The organism is Halomicrobium sp. HArcel3 (assembly GCF_058933135.1).
Map to the genome: position 1 here is coordinate 774,176 of NZ_JBZYDN010000001.1, position 23,648 is coordinate 797,823.

Here is a 23,648-nt window from a genome sequence, read left to right on the forward strand (position 1 = left end):
TAAGCTACCACGGCCTAACAGCCGTGGCATTCAACATGGACTCACACTCTAACCGAATCTGGTACGGGAACTACCCCGTTCGTGGTCAACATCCCGTTGTTCAAGCGCACGCCTACGGGTGCGCCTCCCCCGCCCCCAGTCTGGTTGCGACGGAGCTTCAGACCGATGTTCTTCGCTGCGTTGTAGTCCGCGTGGTTCTCGTACCCGCAGTCCCGACAACAGAACGAGTCCTGCGACGAGCGATTCTGTTTGTGGGTGAATCCGCACGTCGAACACCGCTGGCTCGTGTACTGTGGGTTCACCTGTTGGATGGAGAGCCCAAGCGCTTCGCCTTTGTACTCGACGTAGCTGTAGAGTCGGCGGAACGCCCACTCGTGGAGCTTCTTGAGTCCACCCATACGATTGCGGATGTTCGTCAGGTCCTCGAAGGCGATGTACGAACACCCGTTCTCGAGCGCCTCGTCGACGATCCCGTTCGTGACCCGATGCAAGAGCTGCTCGAAACGTCCAGTTTCCGTTCGACCAACGGACTGGATGTTCTCGTGCGCCCATCTCGTCCCGCACTGTCCGAGCGATCCACGACGCTTCTCGTATTCGCGGTGCCAGTGGTTGAGCTCGTCTGCGCTCCAGAATGTTCCCGTCGAGGTGACGGCGATGTTCTCGACCCCGAGATCGACTCCAAGAACCGTTCCGTTCTCGGGTCGGTCGGGGACGTCCACGTCCGCCTTTGTTCGGACGTGCAGGAAGAACGAGCCCTCGCGATAATGGAGCGTGGCGCCGGTCGTTTCGAAGTCCTCGCTCGTGAGGTACTGCGAGTGGGGCGTGTCGCGGTCGTCGTCGGGAAACTGGTACCCGACGGTGACGCGCCCATCAACAGTCGACAGCGTTGCGTGATCGTCGTAGAACGTCGCGTTGCGGTGGTTGTACTCGCAGAACGGCGTCGTGAAGGTCGGGAGAGACGCCGATTCTTCATTCGACCACTTAGCGACGACGCTCTTGAGCGCGTCGACAGCACGGTCGCGTGCAGACTGCACGTGGTTACTGTGGAGCTCCGTTCGCTCACGGACGTCGCTGTACGTCTCCTCCTGAAGGACGGACTTGCGGGTCTCGACCCATTCACCGTCGTAGGCTGCGTCGACGACGTAGTTCGCAGCGTCGAGGAACTGTTGGATCGTCTCGTGAAGAAGGTTCGCGTCGCTCTCGTCGACGTCGAGTTTGACGGGAACGGTTCGACGAACCTCCATATAGTATCACAATATGTACTATGTACTTAAATATTAATAAGCAAAGCGAGAGTCGGCCTGCTATCGAGAGATGTATCGTTCATAAGTGTCGGTTTCCTCCTGCGCCTAAAGGCGCAGGTATCCACCTTGCTTCCCTATGATGCAGCTGGGTCACTACGGGACTGCCCTTCTCCTGTACTCACCGGTCGCCCGCTTTCTCCTCGCCAGCGGTGACGACGCCCTCGCTCTCGTCGGTGGCGCGCTCGCCATCGCGCTGGCGATGGCGCCGGACTGCGACCGCCCCATTCCGTTCGTGGACCACCGTGGCCCGACTCACACGTTCGGTTTCGCGGTTCTCGTCGGACTCCTCGTGGGCGCAGCGGGGTGGGTCGTCGGGTCGCAGGTCGACGCCGCGGCGGCTCGAACGTTCGGCCGGTTCGGGTTCGCCGTTGGCGCGCTGACGGTCGTCTCCCACCTGCTGGCCGACGTCATCACGCCGATGGGGATCCGGCCGCTCTGGCCGCTCTCAGACCGGCACTTCACGCTCGATCTGGTGTACGCGAAGAACTGGGCCGCGAACGTCCTGCTGTTCGTCCTCGGTACCGTCGCGACGCTACTGGTCGTGTTCGCGAGTCTCGGGAGCTGAGAGGGACGGATGTACCCATTTTGGCGACGCCGACCGGAAGGTAGCGTTTCAGCGGCTGCTGGACTACAGCGTGATTTTTCGACCGGTACGAAAATACATCCGTCCCTCTGAGATGCCCTAGATGAGGTCCTGATCTTCGAGATCGGCCATCACGTCGTCGACGAAGGCCTCGACGTCGTCGTAGGGGAAGTCCCCGGAGAGTTTCGTGTTGAGTTCCATCGCCGTCATGGAGAAATCGCCCGATTCGAACTTCGTCGACGGGCCGTTGGGAAGTGCCGGTACGAGGTCCATCGGACTGGAGATGGGGTAGTCTGCGCCCTCGAACGCCTCGGTGAACTGCTCTCTGAGGTCCGCTTTGTCGACCATTGTGTTGTAAAGTTTGCTCACTGGTCCCAAAAGTGGTTCGACTACGAGACACTCTCCCGTTGTTCCGAGTTTATCGGCGCGCGGGCCGACCTGCAAAACAGTTAATCGGCTTCGCCGAGCCTCTCCGGTGTGCGAACGAATCCCGTCACTCGCCGTCGTGCCCTCCAGACCGGAACCCTCCTCCTCGGCGCGCTCGCCGGCTGTCGAGGTGATCGAGGCCAAAATCGTGACGACAACGAGAATGAGGAGGACAACGAGACCGAGAACGACCCGTTCGGTGACCTGCGGCTCCGCGGTGAGCTACTCGCCGACGGGTTCACTTCGCCCGTCTCAGTGGCCGTTCCGGAGCCGGATCGCGTGTTCGTCGCCGACCAGACGGGACAGATCCACCTCGTCGAGGACGGCGACCAGCGGACCGAGCCGTTCCTCGACGTCTCGGAGCGCCTGGTCGCCCTCTCCGGGGTCACAGAGCAGGGATTGCTGGGACTGGCCTTCCATCCGGACTTCCCGGACGACGACCGCGTGTTCGTCCGCTACAGCGCGCCACCCCGGCCGAACACGCCGGACGATTACTCCCATACCTTCGTCCTCTCCTCGTTCCGGACCGGCCCTGACGGCACGACCGCCGACCCCGACTCCGAGGCGACGTTGCTCGAGATTCCCGAACCCCAGGCGAACCACAACGCAGGCGCCGTCACGTTCGGGCCCGACGGCTTCCTCTACGTCGCGGTCGGCGACGGTGGTGGCGGCGGTGACCAGGGCACCGGCCACGTCGAAGACTGGTACGACGCTACCGCGGGTGGAAACGGCCAGGACGTCACCGAGAACCTCCTCGGGAGCATCCTGCGAATCGACGTCGACGTCGACGGCAACGGCGGCGGCGAGGGCCGAAACTACGCCATCCCAGACGACAACCCGCTCGTCGGCGCGGACGGGTTCGACGAGCACTACGCCTGGGGATTCCGCAATCCCTGGCGCATTTCTTTCGGCCCCGATGGTCGACTGTTCGCGGCGGACGTGGGCCAGAACGCCTACGAGGAAGTCGACGTCGTCGAACGCGGCGGCAACTACGGCTGGAACGTCCGGGAGGGAACCCACTGCTTCGAGGCGGACAGCTGTCCGGACGAGACGCCCGACGGCGACCCGCTGGTCGACCCGATCATCGAGTATCCCCACGACGGTGAGGGAGTCGCCGGCGTCTCGGTCACCGGCGGCTACCTGTACGACGGCGACGCTGTCCCGTCGCTCCAGGGGACCTACGTCTTCGCCGACTGGCAGGCGGAGGGCGAGCTGTTCGTCGCTCGTGAGCGCTCGGAGGGGCTCTGGCCGGTGACGACCGTTCCGGTCGAGGACGTGGGACCGTTCGTGCCCACGTTCGGGCGGGACGGGGCCGGCGAACTCCTCGTCTGTACCAGCGAGGAAGCCGGAGTCAGCGGCTCGTCGGGTGCGGTGTATCGGCTCCGGCCGGCCTGAGGCTGGGTATCAACCCCAGTGGTTCCCTTCGATCGGCCCGTTACCGTCCCGGGTCTGCTCTGCCCCTTCGTCCTCGTCACGCGTGTCACGCCGAGCCAGCCGCTCGGCGGTCTCACGGTCTGTGGTCGTTCGCTGGTTCCGTTCGCCGCGCACCAGCGCGTAGAGGGCCAATCCGCCACCGACGGTGAGGAGGAGCGCTACCAGCGCGAACAGCAGGCTGACGCCGGGCACGACTCACCCCAGGAACACGTCGACGATGTCGCTGCCGGCCGAGCCGGTGTCGCGGTACAGTTCAGAGTACCCACAGTTGAGGCAGGAGACGACGCTGAACTGGTTCGTCTGTATATCGAACATCTTGCTCAGTCCGCCGCCGGTCGTAGAGATGGTGCCGACGTCAGTTTCGGTGTGACCGCACTTCGGACAGCCGGAGTCGGTCGCGTCTTCGGAGACCATAGCGGGTGTATCCGGACACGGAACCAAAAGCGTTGGTGAGGCTGAAAAATCGTTCGAGCGGTCGGAACCGGGGCGTCATAGTGGTGGTTGTAACTTTTCACCGGCGTTCGAAGGCACCCATCCCGTCGAACGCCGACGGACTCGCGCTGCTCGACCGTCGAGCCCTGTCTCATTGCGCTCGACAGGACGCCGGGAGACTCGCTGCACTCGTCTCCCGAGCCCCGACTCGCCATGCTCGTCGGGACGCCGATAGCCTCACTCCGTTCGTCTCTCGAGCCCGGCCTCACGCAGTTCGGCCGGACGCCGACGGACTCGCGCTGCTCGTCCGTCCAGCCCTGTCTCACTGCGCTCGACAGGATGCCGGGACGGGCTTACAACCACCACTATCAGTCGTCCGCGGCGACCGGTTCGCCGTGGCTCACTTCGGTCCCGAGCAGGTCGAGGAACTGCGCGATCCACTCCGGATGGTCGGGCCAGGCCTGCCCCGTCACCAGATTCTCGTCCGTGACGACGCCGTCGACCCAGGAACAGCCCGCGGCCTCGCACTCGGCGCGAACGGCCGGATAGGACGTCATCTCGTAGCCATCCAGCACGCCAGCCGCGGCGAGTATCTGCGGCCCGTGGCACAGCGACGCGACGGGTTTGCCCGCCTCGAAGAAGTGCTGGACCGCTTCGATAACTTCGTCGTAGGTCCGGAGGTACTCCGGGGCCCGACCGCCCGGGACGACGAGCGCGTCGTAGTCGGCGGGATCGACGTCCGCCATCGTCGCGTTCAGTTCGAAGTCGTGGCCCCGCTCTTCGAGATACGTCTGGTCGCCGCGGAAATCGTGAACCGCGGTCTTGACCGACTCGCCCGCTTCCCTGTCGGGGCACACCGCGTCCACGTCGTGACCGACCGCCTGGAGCGCCTGGAAGGGGACCATTATCTCTAAGTCTTCACCGAAGTCGCCGACGATCATGAGGATATCTGTTCCCATTGGTGACACCGTGCTCGCACGAGCACACTAGATGGTAACGATTGACACGACGATAAAGGCGCCGGCAGTGTCGTCAGTCGGACAGGTCGTCGAGGACGGTTCCGATGGCCGCCAGCGAGTCGAGGACGTAGTCTGGTTCGACGGGCGCCGTCGCGACGTCCGACCGGTCGCAGACGCCCGTAAGCACGAGAACTGTCGTCATTCCCGCACGGTCCCCCATCGCCAGTTCGGTGTTCAGCCGGTCGCCCACGACGAGGCACGCCTCCGGCGGCGCTCCGATCCGGTCCAGCGCGTACGCCAGCGCCGTCGGCGACGGTTTGCCGAGCACGCGGTCGACTTCACTACCGGCCGCGGCAGCCATAGCGCCGGAGATGGCCCCCGTCCCGGGGACGAACTGTCCCTTATCGACTGGGTACGTGCGATCCGGGTCGGTCGCCAGGAACGCCGTCTCCTCGTCGAGCCCGTCGAGCGCGGCCTGGAGGTGTTCGTAGGCGAACGACTCCGTCCACGACGCGAGGACGACGTCGGCACCGACCGGGTCGCTGGTGAGCGTGACGCCCTCGTCGCGGAGGACGTCCGACAGCGAGTCGCTACCGACGAGATAGACGGACGATCCTGGGTGCTCCTCGCGCAGGTACGCCGCCGTCACGTCCGCGGCCGAGCAGGCGTCGCCGGGCCGGGCGTCGACGCCCATCGCGACGAGGCGCTCGACGAACGCGTCGCCGGTCCGGGTCGGATTGTTGGAGAAGAACAGCGGTGCCACGCCGGCGGCGCGGAGGTCGTCGACGCCGTCGTCGGCGCCCTCGACCAGTTCGTCGCCCGTGTACACCGTCCCGTCGAGGTCGACTATCGCGCCGCGTAGCATCAGCCGATGGCACGGTCGTCGGGCGGAAAACCGTTCGCCTTCTGGGTCTGAACTGGGTCCGCGGCTTCACCCAGACTCACTGCTGCGGGCGTCTGACGGAACCCTTAATGGGCGGCTCCAGTGTTGTGAGGTATGAAGCGTCGCCAGCGCCGGGCGCTGTACTACCTCGGGACGTTCTTCGCGGTCATCGTCGTTTACGCGCTGGCGTACGAGTGGGGGATGGCGACGTTCGAGGGCAAAGAACGGGGCTTCTTCCGGTCGCTCCTGGTCGTCGTCGAGACGTTCACGACGACAGGGTACGGCGAGGACGCCGTCTGGGAGAGTCCGCAGATGATCCTGCTCGTCATCTCGATGATGTTCACGGGCGTGTTCTTCATCTTCATGGCCCTCCCGCTGTTCGTCGTCCCGTGGATCGAGGACCGCCTCTCGACGACACCACCCACGAGCGTCGCCGACCTCGAGGACCACGTCGTCATCTGCACCTACACCGATCGCAGTCAGACGCTCGTCGACGAACTCGACGTCCTCGACGTGGACTACGTCGTCGTGGAGCCCGACCGAGAACTGGCGACGGAACTGTTCGAGAGCGGAATCTCCGTCGTCCACGGTGACCCGGAGTCGGTCGACGACCTGGCGGCTGCGAACCTCCAGGCAGCGCGGGCGCTGGTGGTCGACGTCGACGACGAGACCAACGCGAGCGTCGTGCTCGCGGCCGGCCAGCTGGTCGAAGGCGACGGCGTCCAGGTCATCACGTTCGCCGAGAACCCGGACATGGCAGATTACCACCGCTACGCGGGCGCGGACACCGTTTTCTCACCGCGACAGCTCATCGGTGAGAGCATCGCGACGAAGGTGACGACCGGCCTCACGAGCGAGGTGGCAGACGCCGTCGAGATCGCCGACGACTTCGAAATCGCCGAACTCCCTGTGCAGGCCGGAAGTCGAATCGCCGGCGTCACCGTCGAGGACAGCGGGATCCGGGAACGGACGGGTGCCAACATCATCGGCGCGTGGTTCCGCGGCGAGTTCGTGACGCCGCCTTCGCCGAGTGCCCGCATCGACGAGCGGACGATACTGCTCGTCGCTGGCCACGAACACCAGCTCGAGACACTCAAAGAGTGGACGCGCTCGGAGACCAGACAGAACGGTCGCGGTGCCGTGGTCGTCGGTGGGTACGGCGAGGTCGGCTCGACTGTCAAACAGTCGGTCGCTGCCGCCGGATTCACCTGCCACGCAATCGACCTCGAGGAGAAGACCGGCGTCGACGTCGTCGGCGACGTGACCGATGCGGACACGCTCAGGGCGGCCGGCATCGACTCGGCGTCGACAGTCATTCTCACGCTCTCCGACGATACGCTCGCCGTCTTCGCCACTCTGGTCGTCCGCGAACTCAGCGAGGGCGTCGAGGTCATCGCTCGCGCGAACGAGCGGGAGAACGTCACGAAGCTCTACCGTGCCGGCGCCGACTACGTCCTGGCCCTGTCGACCGTGAGCGGTCGGATGCTCGCCTCGACGATTCTCAACGAGGACGTCATCTCCTTCGACCAGCAAGTCGAGGTCGTCCGCGTCGAGGCCGGTCGACTCGCCGGCCAGAGCCTCGAGGAGTCCGACATTCGCGCGCGGACCTCCTGTACAGTCATCGCCGTCGAGCGCGACGACGAGGTGCTCACGGATCTCCCGCCCTCGTTCACCTTCCAGACGGGCGACTCCGTCATCGTCGCTGGACCGGACAGCGGGATCAACGAACTGACTGCGCTCACGAGCGAGTGAGTAGCGGCTGTCCCGGTCCGCCCGCGTCAGGCGACCAGCGCGAGTGGCACCGGCGGCTCGATGAGCATCTCGACGCCGTCGCTGTAGTGGGCGAGGGGGTCCGTCTCGGCCGTTTGTACTTCGAACACGTCCAGCAAGTCGCTCCCAATCACCGATGCCGTCGCCGTCCTGAGTTTCCACGGCTCGTGGCCCACACTACCGCACAGGCGCGTGTCGAGCGCCCCCTGGGTGAAGTACCGGTAGCGCTCGGCGAGGAACGACGGGAGCGTGTCCGGTGACGCGGTCTGGGTAGCCCCCGACGGTTCGTACGTCACCTCGAACGCGCTCGTGGACTCGCCGTGGCCGGCCAGGCGAATCGCGATTTCGCCGCCGTTCGTCGACCGTTCGATGGTCGCTGTCGAGGTGGGGACCCGAAATAGACGGTTCGCGGCGTCAGCAACCAGGCGGTCGTCCACGGCCATCGAGAGCACGTACACGCCGCGGTCGCCCCCTGGTGAGCGGACGTACGTTCTGACCGTCACCGCGCGTACGTTCTCGCGGACCGGGAGGCCGAACACGTCGACACGGCGCATCGCCGTGGAGAGGACGCTTATCCAGGCCGTTCCGTCGGCAACGTCAGGCGTGAGCCAGCTCGGGACGACGTCTTCGACGACGGCTTCGGGAACCGGCCAGTGGAGGAAGCAGACGTCGCGGAGCGTCGTCGTCAGCGGGCGCCCGGCCAGTTGCATGGCGTCAGGTCGGGGCGGAACGGGCTTCAGTCCTCCCGTCGAAACCGTCGCCCCGAGAAACTTGGTGGTCGAGCGCGAACCCCGTCGTATGGAGTTCGACGTCGTACAGGGCGACATCGCACAGCAGTCCGCCGACGTTCTGGTCAACGCCGCCGGCACGAGCCTGCAGATGGGGTCCGGCGTCGCTGGCGCGCTGCGACGCGGCGCCGGCGAGGCGATCAACGACGAAGCCGTCGCCGAAGGACCCGTCGACCTCGGTGACGCCGCGGTCACGGACGCGTACGACCTGAACGCGGAGTACGTCGTCCACGCTGCGGCGATGCCCCACTACGGCGACGGCAAAGCGACCGCCGAGAGTATCCGCGACGCGACGCGGAACGCGCTGGCAGCGGCGGACGAACTCGGCGCCGAGTCGCTAGTGATGCCCGCGCTGGGCTGCGGCGTCGCGGGATTCGATCTGCAGGAGGGTGCGCGCAGTATCTGCGAAACAATCGACGAGTACGACCCGGAGACGCTGGACGACGTGCGCTTCATCACGTACAGCGACGACGAGTTCGGAACAGTTCGGTCGGTCGCCGATGCCGTCCGTCGCGGCTGAACGGGCCAGACGACGAGGCACCGGTCCGGTCTACAGCGACTCGGGTTCGATCCGGTCGACGTAGCGCCGGGTGAGCGCGTACAGCACCGCGGCGACGAGCACGTAGCCGAGAACGTGGCCGTACGTCGTCGGCGTCGGGCTGTCGATGGCGAGTTTCGCCGCCGTCGTCGCCGGGTGTTCGGGTAACAGCACTGCGCCGCCGAAGACGACGAGCGTCACGACGGAGTACAGCAACTGGGCAGGACGGCGCCGACCCAGATGGAGCCCCAGCACGACGCCGACGATGACGACGATGGCCGCGATGGCCGTCACGAGCGTCAGCGTCCACAGCGGGTTCGCCACCGCCGTCCCGTTGACGGCGAGGAGAAGTATCCACAGTGCCGCTTGCGCCGGGGCCAGGAGGATCATTCCCAGCGCCTTCCCGTCGACGACGTCGACGAGCGAAATCGGCGCGACGCGGAGCAGTTCGAGCGTTCCGCGCTCTATCTCCTCGGTGACGCTGTCGACGGCGACCGATCCGCTGATGAACGGCGGCAGGAAGAGCAACAGCGGAATGAGGACCGTGTAGGTGAACCCGAAGTACGGACTCGCGTTCGCCTCTGGCGGGAGCGGAAGAGGGTCGTGTTCGATGTCGTCCTGCCGCTCGGCGCGCTCCTGGCGCTCCAGCGTCTTCAGGACCTGCCGGACCTGGACGACGACCACTGTCGTCCTGATGCTCCCGTCCGGCACAGTGGCCGACACCTGCATCACCGACCCGCCGCCCTCGGCTGCGGGCGCGCTGGTCGCCGTCAGCACCGCGTCGACCTCACCTCTGTGGAAGGCCTGCAGGGCGCCCGCTGGCTCCTCGTACCCGACGGGCGTCGCGCCGGACTGGTGCTGGACGGCCTCGAAGAGGGCGGACTGCTGGTCGCCCGAGACGCCGATCTCGATCTGGCCGGCCTCGACCGACCCGGGGTCGTACAGCGACGTGAGACCGACGACGAGGAACGACGAGAACGCCGCGACGAACAGCTGTATCAGCAGTGCAAGCACGATGGTCTTCTCCCGCGACAGCGAGGAGAGGTCACGCCTTGCGACGACGAGTCGCGGGTCCCACGACCGGCCACTCTGCTTAGACAAGGGTGCTCACCACCGCGTAGTTGTAGGCGAAGTGTATCGCCATCGCCGCGAGGACGGCGACGGCGTACTGCCGTTTGCCCTTGCGCGCGCCGAGCGACGACACGCTCGCCGTCACGACGTGGAGGGCGAGCGGTGCGAGCAACAGCGCGGCGACGAGCACCGGGCCGAGACCGTCAGGGACGTTGCTCCCGATGAACGCCGCTTCGCCGGTCGGAACGTTCTGCAGGTCGGCCAACTGAGCGATGAGCACGAACTTCTCGGCGATGAAGAAACCGACGCCGCTCAGCGCGCCGACGACCAGCGCCGGGCGAAGCGCCCGGGAGTACCGCCCGCTGGAAAAGCCCGCGTAGAGGTGGAGGCTCTTGGCTATCTCTTCGATGACGACGACTGCGAGGAGCACCAGCGGGATGGAGATCTCCTGCAACGCGAACAGCATCGCGACCGCCGCGAGTTCGGCGACGAAGACGAACGGGAGGAGCAGCGCCGACAGCTTCAGCGCGCTCCACTTCGAGAAGATTCGCCCGGAGAGCGAGTCGAGCACCTTCAGCGGGATGGCCCGCTGGGTGAACATGTCCTCCTCGCGGTAGAGTCCCGCGCCGAGGCCGAACAGGACGGCTGCGGTCAGCGTCGGCGGCGACACCGAGAACGCGAAGTTCAGCAGCGATATCGACTGGCCCTGCAGGTCCCGGACGACGATGGTCAGCGGCGAGATAAGCGCGATCGGGTTAATCTGCGTGAAGATGGCCGGGACGAAGGCGTAGCTCGTCAGCGAGACGGTGATGGTCACGGTGACGAACGTGAGTTCCTTGAACGACCTGGCGAACATCGCCCCGCAGAACGTCGCGGCGAGGAACAGTGCCGCCAGGGGCAGGACAGCCAGCACCGCGACGTAGCTCCCGCTCGGTGCGATGCCGCTGAACCTGAGCGCGAGCGTGATTGCCGTGACGACGCCGACAGCGCCGAGGAAGTACGGCAGCGTCTTGCCCGCGATAATCTCGGCGCGACTCGCCGGCGAGACGAGCAACAGTTCGCCGCGGCGGTTGAGTCGCTCGGAGAGCATCGTCGACCCGTAGGCCTGGATGACGAAGTTCAGCGGGACGACGAAGAGGAAGGCGAGCACGAGCGACTCGAAGGGGAACGGCGGCTGGATGTCCGCCGGCGTCCCGCTCGTCGCGCCGCCGGTCAGCCTGGCGCCGAGGCCGCCGAGACTCCCGGCGGCGTCCTGGTCGGTGGTGGCCGTTCCGGTCCCGCCTGACCCGGAACCGGATCCGGCGGCCGAATCCCCTTCGCCGCCACCCGAGCCGTCACTGCCACCGCCGCTGCCATCGGCGGTCCCATCGTCCCCAGTCGCGAGGCTCTCCTCGACGCCGCTCTGTTCGACGTACAGCAGGTTCACGGACACGGGATACGCGGCCGTTGCGTTGTCCTCCTCGGCCATCCGTTGCTCGTTGTAGCCGTCGACGGTGTCCCGGAACTCCGACTGGGCGGCGTATCCCTTCGACGTCCGCGAGCGGTCGACCAGCGCCGTACCGACGAACAGCAGTTCCTGCTCACCCCGATAGATGCCGGGCTGGCTCGGGGGCACGGTCGCGAACGTCGAATCGTTGTCGGCTGGTGCGTAGTACGGGCTCGACTGGTCGACGCCGACGCGGTAGATGCCCGAATCCAGTCCCGCACCGGCGCCGCCCACCGCCAGCGCGGCGACCAGTCCCATCCCGACGATGGCCAGCACCATCACCACGACCGTCCGCCGGTCGACGCCACCGGCGTTCTTCGTCACTTCCCAGCGAGCGATCCGCAGGAGTCGTCGCCCGTCCATCTACGCCTCCTCGACGGTGCGTGGGTTCGGCGTCGCCGAGTCGGCGACGTTGAGGAACACCTCTTCGAGGCTCGACTCCTCGGTCCGGATGTCGATGACCTCGCCACCGCGGTCGTTCGCGACGGCGCGCGTGGCGTCCACGCCGTCCATGCTGTCCACGACGCGACACCAGGTACCGCTCTCCTCGATGGCGTCGGGGACCTCGACCGTCGTGTAGACGCGGTACCGTCGCTCGCCGTACTGGTCCTGTAGCGCTTCGAGGTCGCCGCGGGCGACGATCTGGCCGTCGTTCATGATCGCGACGCGGTCGCAGATAGACTCGACGTGGAAGAGGTTGTGGGCCGAAAAGACGATGGTCTTGCCTTCCTTAGCCAGTTGCTCGGTGAACTCGATGACGTAGTTCGTCGTCAGCGGGTCCAGCCCGCTGGCTGGTTCGTCGTAGATCAGGACGTCGGGGTCGTTGATCAGCGACCGGGCGATGGCGACCTTCCGTTTCATCCCCTTCGACATGTCGCCGAGCTTCCGGTCGTGGTGTTCGAGATCCAGTTTTTCGAGCGTGTCGAGCATCCGCTCCTCGGCGACGTCTCCCGGTACCTCGTACAGGTCCGCGAAGAACTGTAGATAGGAAATCGGCGTCATCTCTTCGTACAGCGGGGACTCCTCCGGCAGAAAGCCCAGTTGTTTCCGCATCTCCGGGTCCGAGGCGTCGAAGCCGGCCACGGTAGCCTCCCCGTCGGTCGGTTCGAGCAGCCCGGCGAGCATCTTCAGCGTCGTCGTCTTCCCCGCGCCGTTGGGGCCGATGACGCCGAACACCTCGCCCTCATCCACCGAAAACGTGCTCCCCTCCACCGCCACGAAGTTCCCGTACTCCTTGCGTAGTTCCCGCGCGTCGATCATCTTGTGGCGGCTTTCGAACGGACGACCGTATAGCTTCGGCCCCGATTATCGCCCGTCGAAACCATCGGATGGCACGTTAGTCTGCGATTTTCCGAATGAGATGGGTCGCATTGACCGTTCGAATTTGGATAGCTACAACTTTTTTGCGTTTCGACACCGACCAGTATTATGACGATGCGTCTCGGTCAGCTCTTTTCCGGACCGAGCGGATGGGAGAACGCTCGCGTCTCCATTTTCGGTTCGCTCGCGTTTTTCGCGATCTACGCGTTCTCTGAGTTTCTGGCCAACGGCGGAATGATAGAAATGCTCGTCATCGGGGCCGCTGCGGGAACCAGTGGCGTCGCCGAAACATTGCCAGAGGGTCAATGGCGGGCAGCGAGCGTCCTGCGACTGCTAGCTCTTGGAATGCTCGTTGCGGTCCTAGTAACCAGTCTGCTTTCGTTGGTCTCTAGTCTGCTTTCGTTGGTCTCTAGTCTGCTTTCGTTGGTCTCGTAACTAGCGGACTGTGTAATGACTGTGCGACAGATGTCTATCGCTCGAAACCCGAGGCTCCGCAAACGCGGTTTTCTGTAGAATTACTTCGTCGCTTTTTCGAGTCGTACGTTCGATACCTGGTGGATGTCGTCGCCGATGCCGTCGCCGTCGCAGTCGTCGTTGGGGCAGCGATAGTGCCAGCCATCCTCGGTGGCGCGCCGCTCCGCGAACCGCTCGCCGCACTCGTCACAGAACAGCTCGCCGGCGTCGCACGTGTCGCGGTGGAGCTCGAGTTCGAGCTCCGTGTTGAACGTGCGCTTGCAGTCCCGGCAAATGTGGGGCATAGTCGAAAGTTCCCAGGCGCGGTATTTAGAGACACCGGAACGTTTACGTACTGTCCATGGTTGGCACAGGTCTCCCACTTTCTCCGGAAACGAGTGGACGTTCGTCGATTGATCTCTCCCGTTCCTATCGCGTCGGCTGCCGTCAATCGAGATGCTGGCCGCTCTCGGGATGGATTCTACCGCGTACGGTAGTGGGCCATTATCCGGAAATCGGAGGTCCCAGTCGCTGTTCCGGGGTTCCTACCGCGAAGAAAAATCGAATCGACGCCGTATGCCGCTAGCGCGACCGACCTACAGCGGGTCTTCGACGTTGTCGGCGACTTCCTCGGGCGTGTCGCCAACGGGGACGCCGATAGACTCACTCCGTTCGTCTATCGAGCCCTGTGCTCGCTCCGCTCGCACAGGACGCCGTTGTTCTCCAGTGCGTTGATCTTGGATTCGGCGGTACCGTACCGGAAACGGACACCGGAATTCGGACGAAACGTCCGGTGTCGGGAAAACCGTGTTACAGCAGGTCTTCGACGTTGTCGGCGACTTCCTCGGGCGTGTCACCAACAGGGACGCCGTTGTTCTCCAGCGCGTTGATCTTCGACTCGGCGGTGCCGGTACCGGACCCGGAGACGATGGCGCCGGCGTGGCCCATGCGCTTGCCCGGCGGCGCGGTGCGGCCGGCGATGAAGCCGGCGACCGGCGTGTCCATGTACTCGCCGATATAGCGGGCAGCCTGCTCCTCGTCCTCGCCGCCGATTTCGCCGCACATGACGACCGCCTTCGTGTCCTGGTCGGCCTCGAACAGTTCGAGGGCGTCGACGAAGGACGTCCCGATGATGGGGTCGCCGCCGATGCCGATGGCGGTGGTCTGGCCGATGCCGCGCTGGGTGAGGCTGTCGACGACCTGGTAGGTGAGCGTCCCCGAGCGGGAGACGAGGCCGACGTCGCCCGACGAGAAGATGTTGCCCGGCAGGATGCCGAGTTTGGCGACGTCCGGCGTGATGACGCCGGGGCAGTTGGGACCGACGAGGTGGACGTCGGTCTCGTCCTGCTTGCGCTTGACGCGGGCCATGTCCTGGGTCGGGATGCCCTCGGTGATGGCGACGACGAGGTCGAGGGGCGCGTCGAGCGCCTCGAACAGCGCGTCACCGGCGAAGGCCGGCGGGACGAACACGACGGAGGCGTTGGCATCCTCCGCCTTCGCGGCCTGCTCGACCGTGTCGTACACCGGGACGCCGGCGACCTCCTGGCCGCCCTTGCCGGGGACTGCACCGGCGACGACGTTCGTCCCGTACTCGATCATCTGTTCTGCGTGGAACTTGCCCTCGCCGCCAGTGATACCCTGGACGACGACGCGGGTGTCTTCGTCTACTAGAACGCTCATTGTGATCCCTCCTCTGCGTACGCGACGGAGCGCTGGACGGCGTCCTCCAGCGTCTCCTCGACCGTGACCAGGTCCTCGTTCAGAATCTCCATCCCCTCCGCGGCGTTCGTCCCCGCGAGGCGGACGACGACCGGCTTGGGAATCTCGTCGAACTGTTCGAGCGCCTGGTTGATGCCTTTCGCGACCTCGTCGCCGCGCGTGATACCACCGAAGATGTTGAACACGACGGAGTCGACGTTCTCGTCGGAGAACACCATGTCCAGCGCGTTCGCGATGCGCTGGGCCTTGGCGCCGCCCCCGACGTCGAGGAAGTTGGCGGGCTCGCCGCCGAAGTGGTCGACCAGGTCCAGCGTCGTCATCACGAGGCCAGCGCCGTTGCCGATGATGCCGACGTTGCCGTCGAGGCGGACGTAGTCGAAGCCGTACTCGTCGGCCTTCTCCTCGAGTTCGCTCCCCTCGAACTCGCCTTCCTCCTCCATCTCGACGAGGTCGGGGTGGCGGAACAGGGCGTCGTCGTCCGTGTTGAGCACGGCGTCGGCCGCGACGACCTCGTCGTCGGACGTGATCATCAGCGGGTTGATCTCCGCGTCGGAGCCGTCCTTGTCGTCCCAGATCTGATAGAGCGTCTGCAGGATGCTGGAGACGTCGCGGGCGAGTTCGCGGTCGACGCCCGCGTCGTAGACGGCCTTCCGGGCCTGGTAGGGGTGCATCCCGAAGGCGGGGTCGACGTGCTCCCGCGCGATGGCCTCGGGGTTCTCCTCGGCGACGGCCTCGATGTCGACGCCGCCCTTCGTCGAGACCATGGCGACGGGTTCGCCCTCGCCCCGATCCATCGTGACGCCGACGTACAGTTCGTTGACGAAGTCGACGGCCTCCTCGACGAGGACGCGCTTGACCTCGTAGCCCTTGAGGTCCATCCCGAGGATGTCCTCTGCGTACTCCTCGGCCTCGGCTTCGTTCTCGGCGAGTTTGATGCCGCCGGCCTTGCCGCGGCCGCCCACGTGGACCTGTGCCTTGATAGCCACCGGATACCCGATCTCCTCGGCCGCCGCGACCGCGTCGTCGACGGTATCGGCGAGCTGAGCCGCGGGCGTCGGGATTCCCGCGTCGGCGAAGACCTGCTTCGCCTGGTATTCGTGCAATCTCATGTCATGCGAAAGCGGGGCTCGGGCCCGCTTAAATCCCGCTCATCTGGATTTCACCAGCGACGTTTCATAACGATCGATTTCTATCACTATCGGGCAATATCCTCCGCGGCCGCGACGCGATTGATCGAAAAGCGAGTAAACAACTAGTCGTCCTACAACTCGACGCCGCCCGGAATGAGGCTCCGCTGGCGCAGCAGGCTCCCGTCGGCGTCGTAGACGAGCAGCGTCCCCTTGTCGTACACCGTCGGGTTCCCCTCGGCGTCGACGAGGCGCAACCGGTACCGACTCCCGTCCTCGCCCCCGGTCTCCTTGCTGGCCCGAACGAGGTCGGAGACGGCGCCCGGGTCGACCCGTACCTCCAGGACGAACTCCCCTGTCAGTCGGTTCGCCACCGAGAGTACGCCGCCGCGCGTCGTCCCGTCATCGCCTGTTCCGTTCTCGTCCGTCCCGTTCTCCCCGTTCGTCAGTCGATACGTGACGTCGATCTCGCTCGATTCGAGCGGGCCGTCGTCCGTCCCGAGCCGTTCCGAGAGGAGGCCCTCGGGGCCGTCGAAAGCGATCGCTATCACTGGCCGGTCCTGCTCGTCGTCGTCGACGTTCGCGTCGAAGTAGTCGCGCCGCATCTGAGTATTCTCTCCTTGGGTACCCATGACAAAGAACGTAACGCCGCCGGATACTCGTCGGCGCGTCGATGCCCACAATTTAAGCCCCGCGACACTCGCCTCAGTGCATGGCCTGGGTCAAGTCAGAGTACGAGGGGGAGTTCGCCGTGCTGTCGACGTGGCTCGTCGCGTTGCTCCCGTGGTCGGCGACGGTGATGAACGTGCAGTTCCGCGGCGCCGGCGCCACCGTCGTCGTCATCCGCTTCCTGTACTTCCGCCTGCAGTACATCTTCGGCATCTCCTTCGGGAACCAGGAACGACCCTTCCTGCTGTTCACCGACGCCGTCTCGTTCAACCCCGAGTCGCTCGCGCTCGCCAGCTGGCTCTGGGTGGCCGGTGCACTCGTCTCGCTCCTCCCCGTCGGTGTCAGTATCGCCTACTACGCGGCTGAGGACCGCGTCGACTCGCAGTTCCCTGCCGACCCGGTCAGGGTCCAGGGCGTCCTCCTCGGTCTCGTGGGCGCGCTTCTCCTCGCCTCGAGTGTCCAGTTCGCAACGCAACAGAGCGTGACCGCACCGGTCGGTGCGCTGTTCGCGCTCGCGTTCGCTTACCTCCTTCTCACCGTCGATCGGGCGTAGGGTTCCTGCTGGGCGGTAGAACACTGTCGGTCGCTGTTGCGTCTGCTGATAATCGGGACCCCTCATTTATGTGCGATGGTACGAAACCTCGGAGCAACTGGCCACGAGCGCCGGGAGACCGATGTCAGAACACGAGTCCCCAGACGGAGACGACGCCTCGCGCGGACCGCTGGCCGACGTCCGCGAGTGGCTGTCCCGCACGGCGAAGGTCCTCAGCGGGTCGGCAGTGCCCGTCTCCAACTACGACCCCAGCCGCCACGGTACCATCGTTTCGTTCGACGGGCTCGACGGCTACGACGAGGTCGACCGCTACTGGCTCAACGCGCCCTTCGCTTTCGCGTCTATCAACCACGACCCGGAGGCCAACGAACACCGCTACCACGTCGTCGAGCCGAGTCTCGACGAGTTCGAGCGCGACCTGCTCGACAGGCTGTTCGACGACGTCCGTGACCCGCTCATCTACCGGGCGGACGTCGACGAGAATCCCGAGGACGCGCTCACAGAGGAGCTTCGCGCCCGCATCGAGGAGTACGGCGTCCTCGTCGAACCGGAGACGTTCTACCGCCTCTACTACTACCTCTACCGCTCGTTCCAGGGGTACGGCCGCATCGACCCGCTGATGCACGACCCCCACATCGAGGACCTCTCGTGTGACGGCGCGAACCTCCCCATCTTCGCCTACCACGACGACTACACCGACATCGAGACCAACGTCTCCTTCGCCGACGGCGAACTGAGCGACTTCGTCGTCCAGCTCGCCCAGCGCTCGGGCCGCCACATCTCCGTCTCCGACCCCGTCGTCTCGACGACGCTGCCCGACGGCTCTCGTATCGAACTGGCCCTCGGCGAGGAGGTGACGCCCCGCGGCTCGGCGTTCACCATCCGAAAGTACGCGGACGAGCCGTTCACCCCCATCGACCTGCTGAACTACGGCACGTTCAGCCTGGAGATGCTCGCCTTCCTCTGGCTGGCCATCGAGTCCAACAAGTCGCTCATCTTCGCCGGCGGCACCGCGGCGGGCAAGACCACGTCGATGAACGCCGTCTCGATGTTCGTCCCGCCCCGCTCGAAGGTGCTGACCATCGAGGACACCCGTGAGCTCTCGCTGTACCACGACAACTGGCTCTCCTCGGTCACCCGCGAGCGACTCGACGACTCCGACATCACGATGTACGACCTGCTCCGCTCGGCCCTGCGTCACCGCCCAGAGTACATCATCGTCGGCGAGGTCCGCGGGGAGGAGGCCATCACCCTGTTCCAGGCGATGAACACCGGCCACACGACGTTCTCGACGATGCACGCCGACTCGGTCCAGACCGTCATCAATCGCCTGGAGAACGAACCGATCAACGTCCCGCGCCCGATGGTCCAGTCGCTCGACGTCCTCTGCGTACAGGTGCTGGGCCAGTCCGGCGGCGAGCGCGTCCGCCGGGCGAAGACCATCGCCGAGATCGAGGGGATCGACCAGCGGACGGGCGAACTCGACTACTCAAACTCCTACGCCTGGGACTCGGTCGACGACTCCTTCCGCAGTTCGAGCAGCGACCTGCTCGACGAGATCAGGCAGGAGCGGGGCTGGACGCAGTCGGAACTCCGCCGGGAACTCGCCGACCGGAAGCGGTTCCTGCGATTCCTCCAGCAGAAGGGGATCTCCGACTACCGTCGGTTCACCGCGATGGTGAACAAGTACTACGCTGACTCGGACGTGGTCATCGAGCAGATAGACGCCGCCGACGTCGACGTTCCGTCCTGACATGGCGCTGAATCCACTCGGACTGGTCCCGCTGACCGTCGTCGTCGCGCTCGCAGCAGCCGTCTTCCTCGTCACCGTCGACGAGTCGTGGGACAGGGCGGCGACGCGATACGCACGTCGGCTGTTCGGGCGCTACGTCAGCGAGTCACCGGAGCGCTCGCGACTCCTGCGAGCGGCGTTCGTCCCGCAGACCTACCGGGCCTACGCCTCCCGTACCTACCTCTACGTCGGTGTCGCCAGCCTCGGCGGCGCCATCGTCGGCGCGTACATCTTTGGCGCGATACTGCTGTTCATCCCGGCCATCGTCGACCTCCTGCTGGGGCTACCGAACGACATAGTGGCCGCCCTGCGAATTCGCGGGTTCGAACTCGTCCTGGCGCCGAACCAGACCCTGCTGGTCGTTGCGTTCGGGGGCGTCTTCGGCGGGATTTCGGCTGCGCTCGGGACGTACGTCTTTCGATGGGAGCGACTCAAGAGTCGGGCGGCCGTCCGCCAGCGTAACGTCGAAGAAGGCCTCCCGCGCACCGTCGCCTTCATGTACGCGCTGTCTCGCGGCGGCGTCGCGTTCCCCGACGCGCTCCGGACCTTCTCCGAGAACGAGGAGATATACGGCGAGAGCGCCCGGGAGACCACCGTCGCGGTCCGGGAGATGGATCTCTTCGGTCGCGACATGATCACCGCTATCCGTCGAATGGCCGGCCGGACGCCCAGCGAGGAGTTCAAGACGTTCTCGGAGAACCTCGCGAGCGTCCTCCAGAGCGGCCAGCGACTCTCGGCGTTCCTGCGGAACCAGTACGAGCGCTACCAGGAGGAAGCGGCCGACCGCCAGGAGGAGATCCTCGAACACCTGGCGACCATCGCCGAGGCGTACGTGACGGTGCTGGTCGCGGCCGTGCTCTTCCTCATCACGATTCTGCTCGTGTTCGGGCTGACGACGACGGACACGCTCTGGCTCATCCAGTTGCTCGGCTACGTGATGGTTCCGCTGGCGAACGTCGGGTTCATGGTCTACCTCACACAGAAACTGGAGTCGCTTGGCATCGCCGCAAACCACACAACCTCGGTGCTGGACTCGACGGAGACTCGCTCTCCCGACCGGTCGGTCACCCACGACGGCGTTCCGCAGACCGACGGCGGCATCGTCGCGTCCAGTCGCGAGGGACTGTCACAGCTCGCGGTCTACGACGGCTTCGCGCGGATCAGCGGGATTCTGCGCTCGCCGCTCCAGACGCTGCTCTGGAATCCCTCCCGGATCCTGTACGTGACGGTTCCCATCGCGCTCCTCTCCGTCCTGATCCGGGCGCCGCCCGCGTTCGAGACCAGCGTCGTCAACGTCAGACTGCTCGACGACGTCCTCGTGCAGGCCGCCCTGCTGGTTCTCGGGAGCTTTGCCATCACCCGGACGGTATACGCCTATCGCGTCCGCCGCATCGAGGCTGCGACGCCCGAGTTCCTCGAACGCCTCGCGAGCCTCAACGAGGCGGGGATGACGCTCGTCGAGAGCCTCGAACGACTCCGGGGGAGTGACGTCGGTGCGCTCTCGCCGGAAGTCGAGCGCATCTGGGCCGACGTCAGGATGGGGTCGAACCTCGACGACGCGCTGGTCCGCTTCGGCCGTCGCGTCCGGACGACGTCTATCACCCGCGTCGTCACGCTGGTGACCAACGCGATGCGCGCGAGCGGGTCGCTCGGTCCGGTGTTGCGCATCGCCGCGACCCAGGCGCGGGCCGACCAGCGGCTCCGACGGCGCCGCCGTCAGCAGATGCTCTCGTACCTCGTCGTCATCTACGTCTCCTTCTTCGTCTTCCTGATCATCATCGTCGCCGTCCAGGAGGTGCTCGTCCCGGCGCTGCCATCGCACGTCCCGACGCCCTCGGCCGAGGAGACCAGCAGGCTGGGCGTCAACGCCGACCAGTTCGCTCGGTTCGGCAGCGTCGACAAGGCCGCCTACACCCTCGCGTTCTTCCACACCGCACTCGTCCACGCCGTCTTCTCCGGCTTTATCGGCGGGATGCTCGGGGAAGGGACGCTCCGTGACGGCGCGAAACACGCCGCCGTCCTGCTCGGCGTCGCCTACGTCGCGTTCCTCTTGCTCTCCTCGCCCGTCGCGTCGATAACGATGGACGGCCCCGCCGCGGGCGCCGAGACCGTGACCGTCGAATCCGCGTCGTTGTCCGAGGGCGGTTACGTCGTCCTCTACCTCGACGACCGCGAGGGGCCGGTCGTCGGCCAGTCCACGTACCTCGGTCCGGGTACCCACAGGGAGGTCGAAATTCAGGTGGATAGAGAATTACCGGACGGTCACACGCTCGTCGCCGTCGCCTACCAGGACGGCGACGGGGACCGAGCGTTGACGCTCGAGAACGGGGCGGACCAGCCGTACCCTGCACCGGGACAGAGCGACGTCGTCCGCGTCCCGGCCGAAATCGGCGGCTGAGCGCGGTCACTGATCGGCCCGGAACGCCCTCCTTATACCGGTGGATCACGAACTACACTCCCATGACAGTCCGTCACGACGACCTCACGGTCGACTGGCTCGGCTACGCGACTCTGCGGATCGAAGGCGACGACTCGGTCGTCTACTTCGACCCTGGACGGTACGGCGTCCTCACCGGCGACTGGGAACCCCACGCCGAGGGGATCCGACACCCGCCGGCCCGGGACTACGACGCGAAGGAAGGAGACGTCGTCTGCGTCACACACGTTCACCACTACGATCCGGAGGGGATCCGGCGGGTCGCCAGTGACGACGCAACCGTGGTGCTCTTCGAGGGGATAAACGTCCACGACAGCGACCGTGACCTGGACCGGCCGGCCGACCTCGACTACGACGTCGTCACCGTCGGTATGGAAGACGAACTGCTCGCCGGCGACGTTCCCATCTGGACTGTCCCGGCCTACAACGACCCCGAGGGCCCGAACGTGGACGCCGACGGCACGCCGGTCCACCCGAAAGGTATCGGCTGTGGCTTCCTGGTCGACGTCGACGGTACGCGCGTCTTCTGGCCCGGCGACTCCGACGTCATCCCCGGCCACGAGGAACTCGACGTCTCGCTGTTCGTCCCGTCCATCGCGAAGAGCTTCACGATGGATCGGCACGACGCCGCCGACCTCGCCGAGGCGATGGACCCGGACCTCGTGCTCCCGATCCACTACAACACGTTCGAGGCGCTGGAGAGCGATTCAGCCGCGTTCGTCGACGACGTGGCGTCCAGAAGCGTTCCGGTCGTGCTGGACGAGCGGTGACTTCGGCCGAGCGGTAGAAACGGAACCCCAGCTAGAGCACGCCCATCTCGTCCAGTCGCTCCGGGAGGTAGGTGTCCGTCACGAAGTCCAGCCCGCGAGCGGCCAGTGACTGCTGTTCAGCCTTCTTCTCGATGTCGAGTTGCAGTTCGATCTGTTCCTCCCAGAACTCCGTCTGGAAGCGCGGGTCTTCGAGTTCGGACTCCAGCGCGTTCACGTCGGAGTCCGACAGCGGGTCCGTCGGCAGGTCGTACTCGACGATGTCCTGCGGGCGGATACCGATGTACTGGGCGTCCGGCGTCGCGAGGTACTCGGAGAGATGGGCGGACTTGATTGAGCCGTAGGCCACCGAGCCGTAGATGCGATACGACCACGGGTCACCGTCGGCGAAGACCACGACGGGGAGATCGAGTTCGTCGCGCATCCGCTTGATGAGTCGCCGGGTCGCACGCGCTGGCTGACCACCGAGGTGGACGACGATGGAGTTGTAGTCGTCGTCGAAACCGTTCTCGACCAGGCGGTCGCGCATACCACCGGTCTCCACGGCCAGGACGAAGTCCGCGTCGTTGTCCAGGAACTCGATGGTGTCGGGGTTGTTCGGAATCTGGTAGCCACCCTGCCCGACGTCGTCCTGGCAGTGGATCTCGCGGTCGCCCCGCCGGGTCTGCTCGCGGAGGAGCAGCGGCCCCATCACCTTCGCGCCGGACTCCTCGGGGCGCATGTGGAAGTCCTCGCGCTTGACCTCGGAGACGATTTCGAGGTCTTCGATGAGGTTGTTCGACTCGTCCTGGCTGTTGAACTGGGCCTCGTCGAGGTCCCAGGACTCGGAGAGGTAGTACAACTCACGCAGGGTGGACGAGCGGTCCTGGTCGAGCTGGTCGGCCAGGAAGTCGATCGTGTAGGTCGCCTTCAGCAGCTTCTGGGCGCCGGAGACCGTCTTGGCGCTCCGGGTGCTGGAGCGGTCGCCGTACACCCACACCTTCTCGTCCTCGTCGTACTCGATGTTGGTCTTCGTCCGGGTTGGGATACGCATCCGGGGGACGTCACCGTCGGCGAACTGGTCGTAAAAGTCCGCCGCGAGATCAAGTAGCTGTTCGCGCGCTTCCGCTTCGTTGAGGTTGCTGTCTGTGCTCATAA

The 23,648-nt window shown here is 65.6% G+C and carries 24 protein-coding genes; 9 read left to right on the forward strand and 15 right to left on the reverse strand.

Annotated features, from left to right (window positions below):
• Positions 1-41 precede the first annotated feature (41 nt).
• The gene (locus AC5FRV_RS04005) at positions 42-1,244 is read right to left on the reverse strand and encodes an RNA-guided endonuclease InsQ/TnpB family protein (RefSeq protein ID WP_493559808.1); all 1,203 of its coding nucleotides are present in this window, start codon (positions 1,242-1,244) and stop codon (positions 42-44) included.
• A 136-nt stretch (positions 1,245-1,380) separates the two neighbouring features.
• On the opposite strand from AC5FRV_RS04005, the gene AC5FRV_RS04010 reads away from it, so the two are divergent.
• A complete protein-coding gene (locus AC5FRV_RS04010) occupies positions 1,381-1,869 on the forward strand; it encodes a metal-dependent hydrolase (protein ID WP_493559809.1) in 489 nt (162 codons plus the stop codon).
• Positions 1,870-1,986: 117 nt separating this feature from the next.
• Here AC5FRV_RS04010 and AC5FRV_RS04015 read toward each other — a convergent pair whose 3' ends face one another.
• Positions 1,987-2,235: an MTH865 family protein gene (locus AC5FRV_RS04015; RefSeq protein WP_493559810.1), complete on the reverse strand. Its 249-nt coding sequence runs from the start codon at positions 2,233-2,235 to the stop codon at positions 1,987-1,989.
• 129 nt (positions 2,236-2,364) lie between these two features.
• Between AC5FRV_RS04015 and AC5FRV_RS04020 the strand changes: the two genes are divergently transcribed.
• On the forward strand, positions 2,365-3,708 hold the full coding sequence (locus tag AC5FRV_RS04020) for a PQQ-dependent sugar dehydrogenase (RefSeq protein ID WP_493559811.1): 1,344 nt from the start codon (positions 2,365-2,367) through the stop codon (positions 3,706-3,708).
• A 9-nt stretch (positions 3,709-3,717) separates the two neighbouring features.
• Here the strand turns inward: AC5FRV_RS04020 and AC5FRV_RS04025 are convergent, their stop codons facing one another.
• The 4 genes from AC5FRV_RS04025 to AC5FRV_RS04040 all read right to left on the reverse strand — a co-directional run bounded on the left by AC5FRV_RS04025 (position 3,718) and on the right by AC5FRV_RS04040 (position 6,003).
• Entirely contained in the window at positions 3,718-3,939 is a 222-nt protein-coding gene (locus AC5FRV_RS04025) for a DUF8143 family protein (protein ID WP_493559812.1), read from the reverse strand.
• Between the two features lie 3 nt (positions 3,940-3,942).
• Positions 3,943-4,161: a zinc ribbon domain-containing protein gene (locus AC5FRV_RS04030; RefSeq protein WP_089817361.1), complete on the reverse strand. Its 219-nt coding sequence runs from the start codon at positions 4,159-4,161 to the stop codon at positions 3,943-3,945.
• Between the two features lie 386 nt (positions 4,162-4,547).
• Positions 4,548-5,138, reverse strand: coding sequence for a DJ-1/PfpI family protein (locus AC5FRV_RS04035; protein WP_493559813.1), 591 nt, complete (start codon positions 5,136-5,138; stop codon positions 4,548-4,550).
• 73 nt (positions 5,139-5,211) lie between these two features.
• Positions 5,212-6,003: an HAD-IIA family hydrolase gene (locus AC5FRV_RS04040; protein WP_493559814.1), complete on the reverse strand. Its 792-nt coding sequence runs from the start codon at positions 6,001-6,003 to the stop codon at positions 5,212-5,214.
• Positions 6,004-6,135: 132 nt separating this feature from the next.
• Between AC5FRV_RS04040 and AC5FRV_RS04045 the strand changes: the two genes are divergently transcribed.
• Complete coding sequence (locus AC5FRV_RS04045) at positions 6,136-7,773, forward strand: potassium channel family protein (RefSeq protein ID WP_493559815.1); 1,638 nt, start codon at positions 6,136-6,138, stop codon at positions 7,771-7,773.
• Positions 7,774-7,799: 26 nt separating this feature from the next.
• Here the strand turns inward: AC5FRV_RS04045 and AC5FRV_RS04050 are convergent, their stop codons facing one another.
• Positions 7,800-8,501: a YqjF family protein gene (locus AC5FRV_RS04050; RefSeq protein WP_493559816.1), complete on the reverse strand. Its 702-nt coding sequence runs from the start codon at positions 8,499-8,501 to the stop codon at positions 7,800-7,802.
• 88 nt (positions 8,502-8,589) lie between these two features.
• Here AC5FRV_RS04050 and AC5FRV_RS04055 point away from each other — a divergent pair, with 88 nt between their 5' ends.
• Positions 8,590-9,099 (forward strand): macro domain-containing protein, encoded by a 510-nt coding sequence (locus tag AC5FRV_RS04055; RefSeq protein ID WP_493559817.1) that lies wholly within the window; start codon positions 8,590-8,592, stop codon positions 9,097-9,099.
• Between the two features lie 30 nt (positions 9,100-9,129).
• On the opposite strand, the gene AC5FRV_RS04060 is transcribed toward AC5FRV_RS04055, so the two are convergent.
• From AC5FRV_RS04060 to AC5FRV_RS04070, 3 genes are read right to left on the reverse strand one after another with little or no spacing between them, the layout of a single operon-like run.
• Positions 9,130-10,218, reverse strand: coding sequence for an ABC transporter permease (locus AC5FRV_RS04060; RefSeq protein WP_493559818.1), 1,089 nt, complete (start codon positions 10,216-10,218; stop codon positions 9,130-9,132).
• A complete protein-coding gene (locus tag AC5FRV_RS04065) occupies positions 10,211-12,037 on the reverse strand; it encodes an ABC transporter permease family protein (RefSeq protein ID WP_493559819.1) in 1,827 nt (608 codons plus the stop codon). Before AC5FRV_RS04065 ends, AC5FRV_RS04060 begins: the two co-directional genes overlap by 8 nt.
• Entirely contained in the window at positions 12,038-12,934 is an 897-nt protein-coding gene (locus AC5FRV_RS04070) for an ABC transporter ATP-binding protein (RefSeq protein ID WP_493559820.1), read from the reverse strand. It lies immediately after the preceding gene.
• Between the two features lie 174 nt (positions 12,935-13,108).
• Here AC5FRV_RS04070 and AC5FRV_RS04075 point away from each other — a divergent pair, with 174 nt between their 5' ends.
• Entirely contained in the window at positions 13,109-13,429 is a 321-nt protein-coding gene (locus AC5FRV_RS04075) for a DUF8011 family protein (RefSeq protein WP_493560151.1), read from the forward strand.
• An 80-nt stretch (positions 13,430-13,509) separates the two neighbouring features.
• On the opposite strand, the gene AC5FRV_RS04080 is transcribed toward AC5FRV_RS04075, so the two are convergent.
• The 4 genes from AC5FRV_RS04080 to AC5FRV_RS04095 all read right to left on the reverse strand — a co-directional run bounded on the left by AC5FRV_RS04080 (position 13,510) and on the right by AC5FRV_RS04095 (position 16,898).
• Positions 13,510-13,752 carry an HVO_2901 family zinc finger protein gene (locus AC5FRV_RS04080; RefSeq protein ID WP_493559821.1) on the reverse strand — a complete coding sequence of 81 codons (243 nt, stop codon included), beginning with the start codon at positions 13,750-13,752 and terminating at the stop codon, positions 13,510-13,512.
• Positions 13,753-14,257: 505 nt separating this feature from the next.
• Positions 14,258-15,127, reverse strand: a complete 870-nt coding sequence (gene sucD / locus AC5FRV_RS04085) for a succinate--CoA ligase subunit alpha (protein ID WP_493559822.1) — start codon at positions 15,125-15,127, stop codon at positions 14,258-14,260.
• Positions 15,124-16,275: an ADP-forming succinate--CoA ligase subunit beta gene (gene sucC / locus AC5FRV_RS04090; protein WP_493559823.1), complete on the reverse strand. Its 1,152-nt coding sequence runs from the start codon at positions 16,273-16,275 to the stop codon at positions 15,124-15,126. The genes sucD and sucC overlap by 4 nt, the downstream gene beginning before the upstream one ends.
• A 152-nt stretch (positions 16,276-16,427) precedes the next feature.
• Positions 16,428-16,898, reverse strand: a complete 471-nt coding sequence (locus AC5FRV_RS04095) for a DUF5793 family protein (protein WP_493559824.1) — start codon at positions 16,896-16,898, stop codon at positions 16,428-16,430.
• A gap of 107 nt (positions 16,899-17,005) precedes the next feature.
• Between AC5FRV_RS04095 and AC5FRV_RS04100 the strand changes: the two genes are divergently transcribed.
• The 4 genes from AC5FRV_RS04100 (at position 17,006) to AC5FRV_RS04115 (ending at position 22,514) form a co-directional block, all read left to right on the forward strand.
• Positions 17,006-17,515: a DUF7549 family protein gene (locus AC5FRV_RS04100; RefSeq protein ID WP_493559825.1), complete on the forward strand. Its 510-nt coding sequence runs from the start codon at positions 17,006-17,008 to the stop codon at positions 17,513-17,515.
• 121 nt (positions 17,516-17,636) lie between these two features.
• Positions 17,637-19,268: a type II/IV secretion system ATPase subunit gene (locus AC5FRV_RS04105; RefSeq protein WP_493559826.1), complete on the forward strand. Its 1,632-nt coding sequence runs from the start codon at positions 17,637-17,639 to the stop codon at positions 19,266-19,268.
• A 1-nt stretch (position 19,269) separates the two neighbouring features.
• Positions 19,270-21,705 (forward strand): type II secretion system F family protein, encoded by a 2,436-nt coding sequence (locus tag AC5FRV_RS04110; protein WP_493559827.1) that lies wholly within the window; start codon positions 19,270-19,272, stop codon positions 21,703-21,705.
• 62 nt (positions 21,706-21,767) lie between these two features.
• Positions 21,768-22,514 (forward strand): MBL fold metallo-hydrolase, encoded by a 747-nt coding sequence (locus tag AC5FRV_RS04115; protein WP_493559828.1) that lies wholly within the window; start codon positions 21,768-21,770, stop codon positions 22,512-22,514.
• Positions 22,515-22,545: 31 nt separating this feature from the next.
• Here AC5FRV_RS04115 and AC5FRV_RS04120 read toward each other — a convergent pair whose 3' ends face one another.
• The gene (locus tag AC5FRV_RS04120; protein ID WP_493559829.1) at positions 22,546-23,646 is read right to left on the reverse strand and encodes a DNA topoisomerase IV subunit A; all 1,101 of its coding nucleotides are present in this window, start codon (positions 23,644-23,646) and stop codon (positions 22,546-22,548) included.
• Positions 23,647-23,648 lie beyond the last annotated feature (2 nt).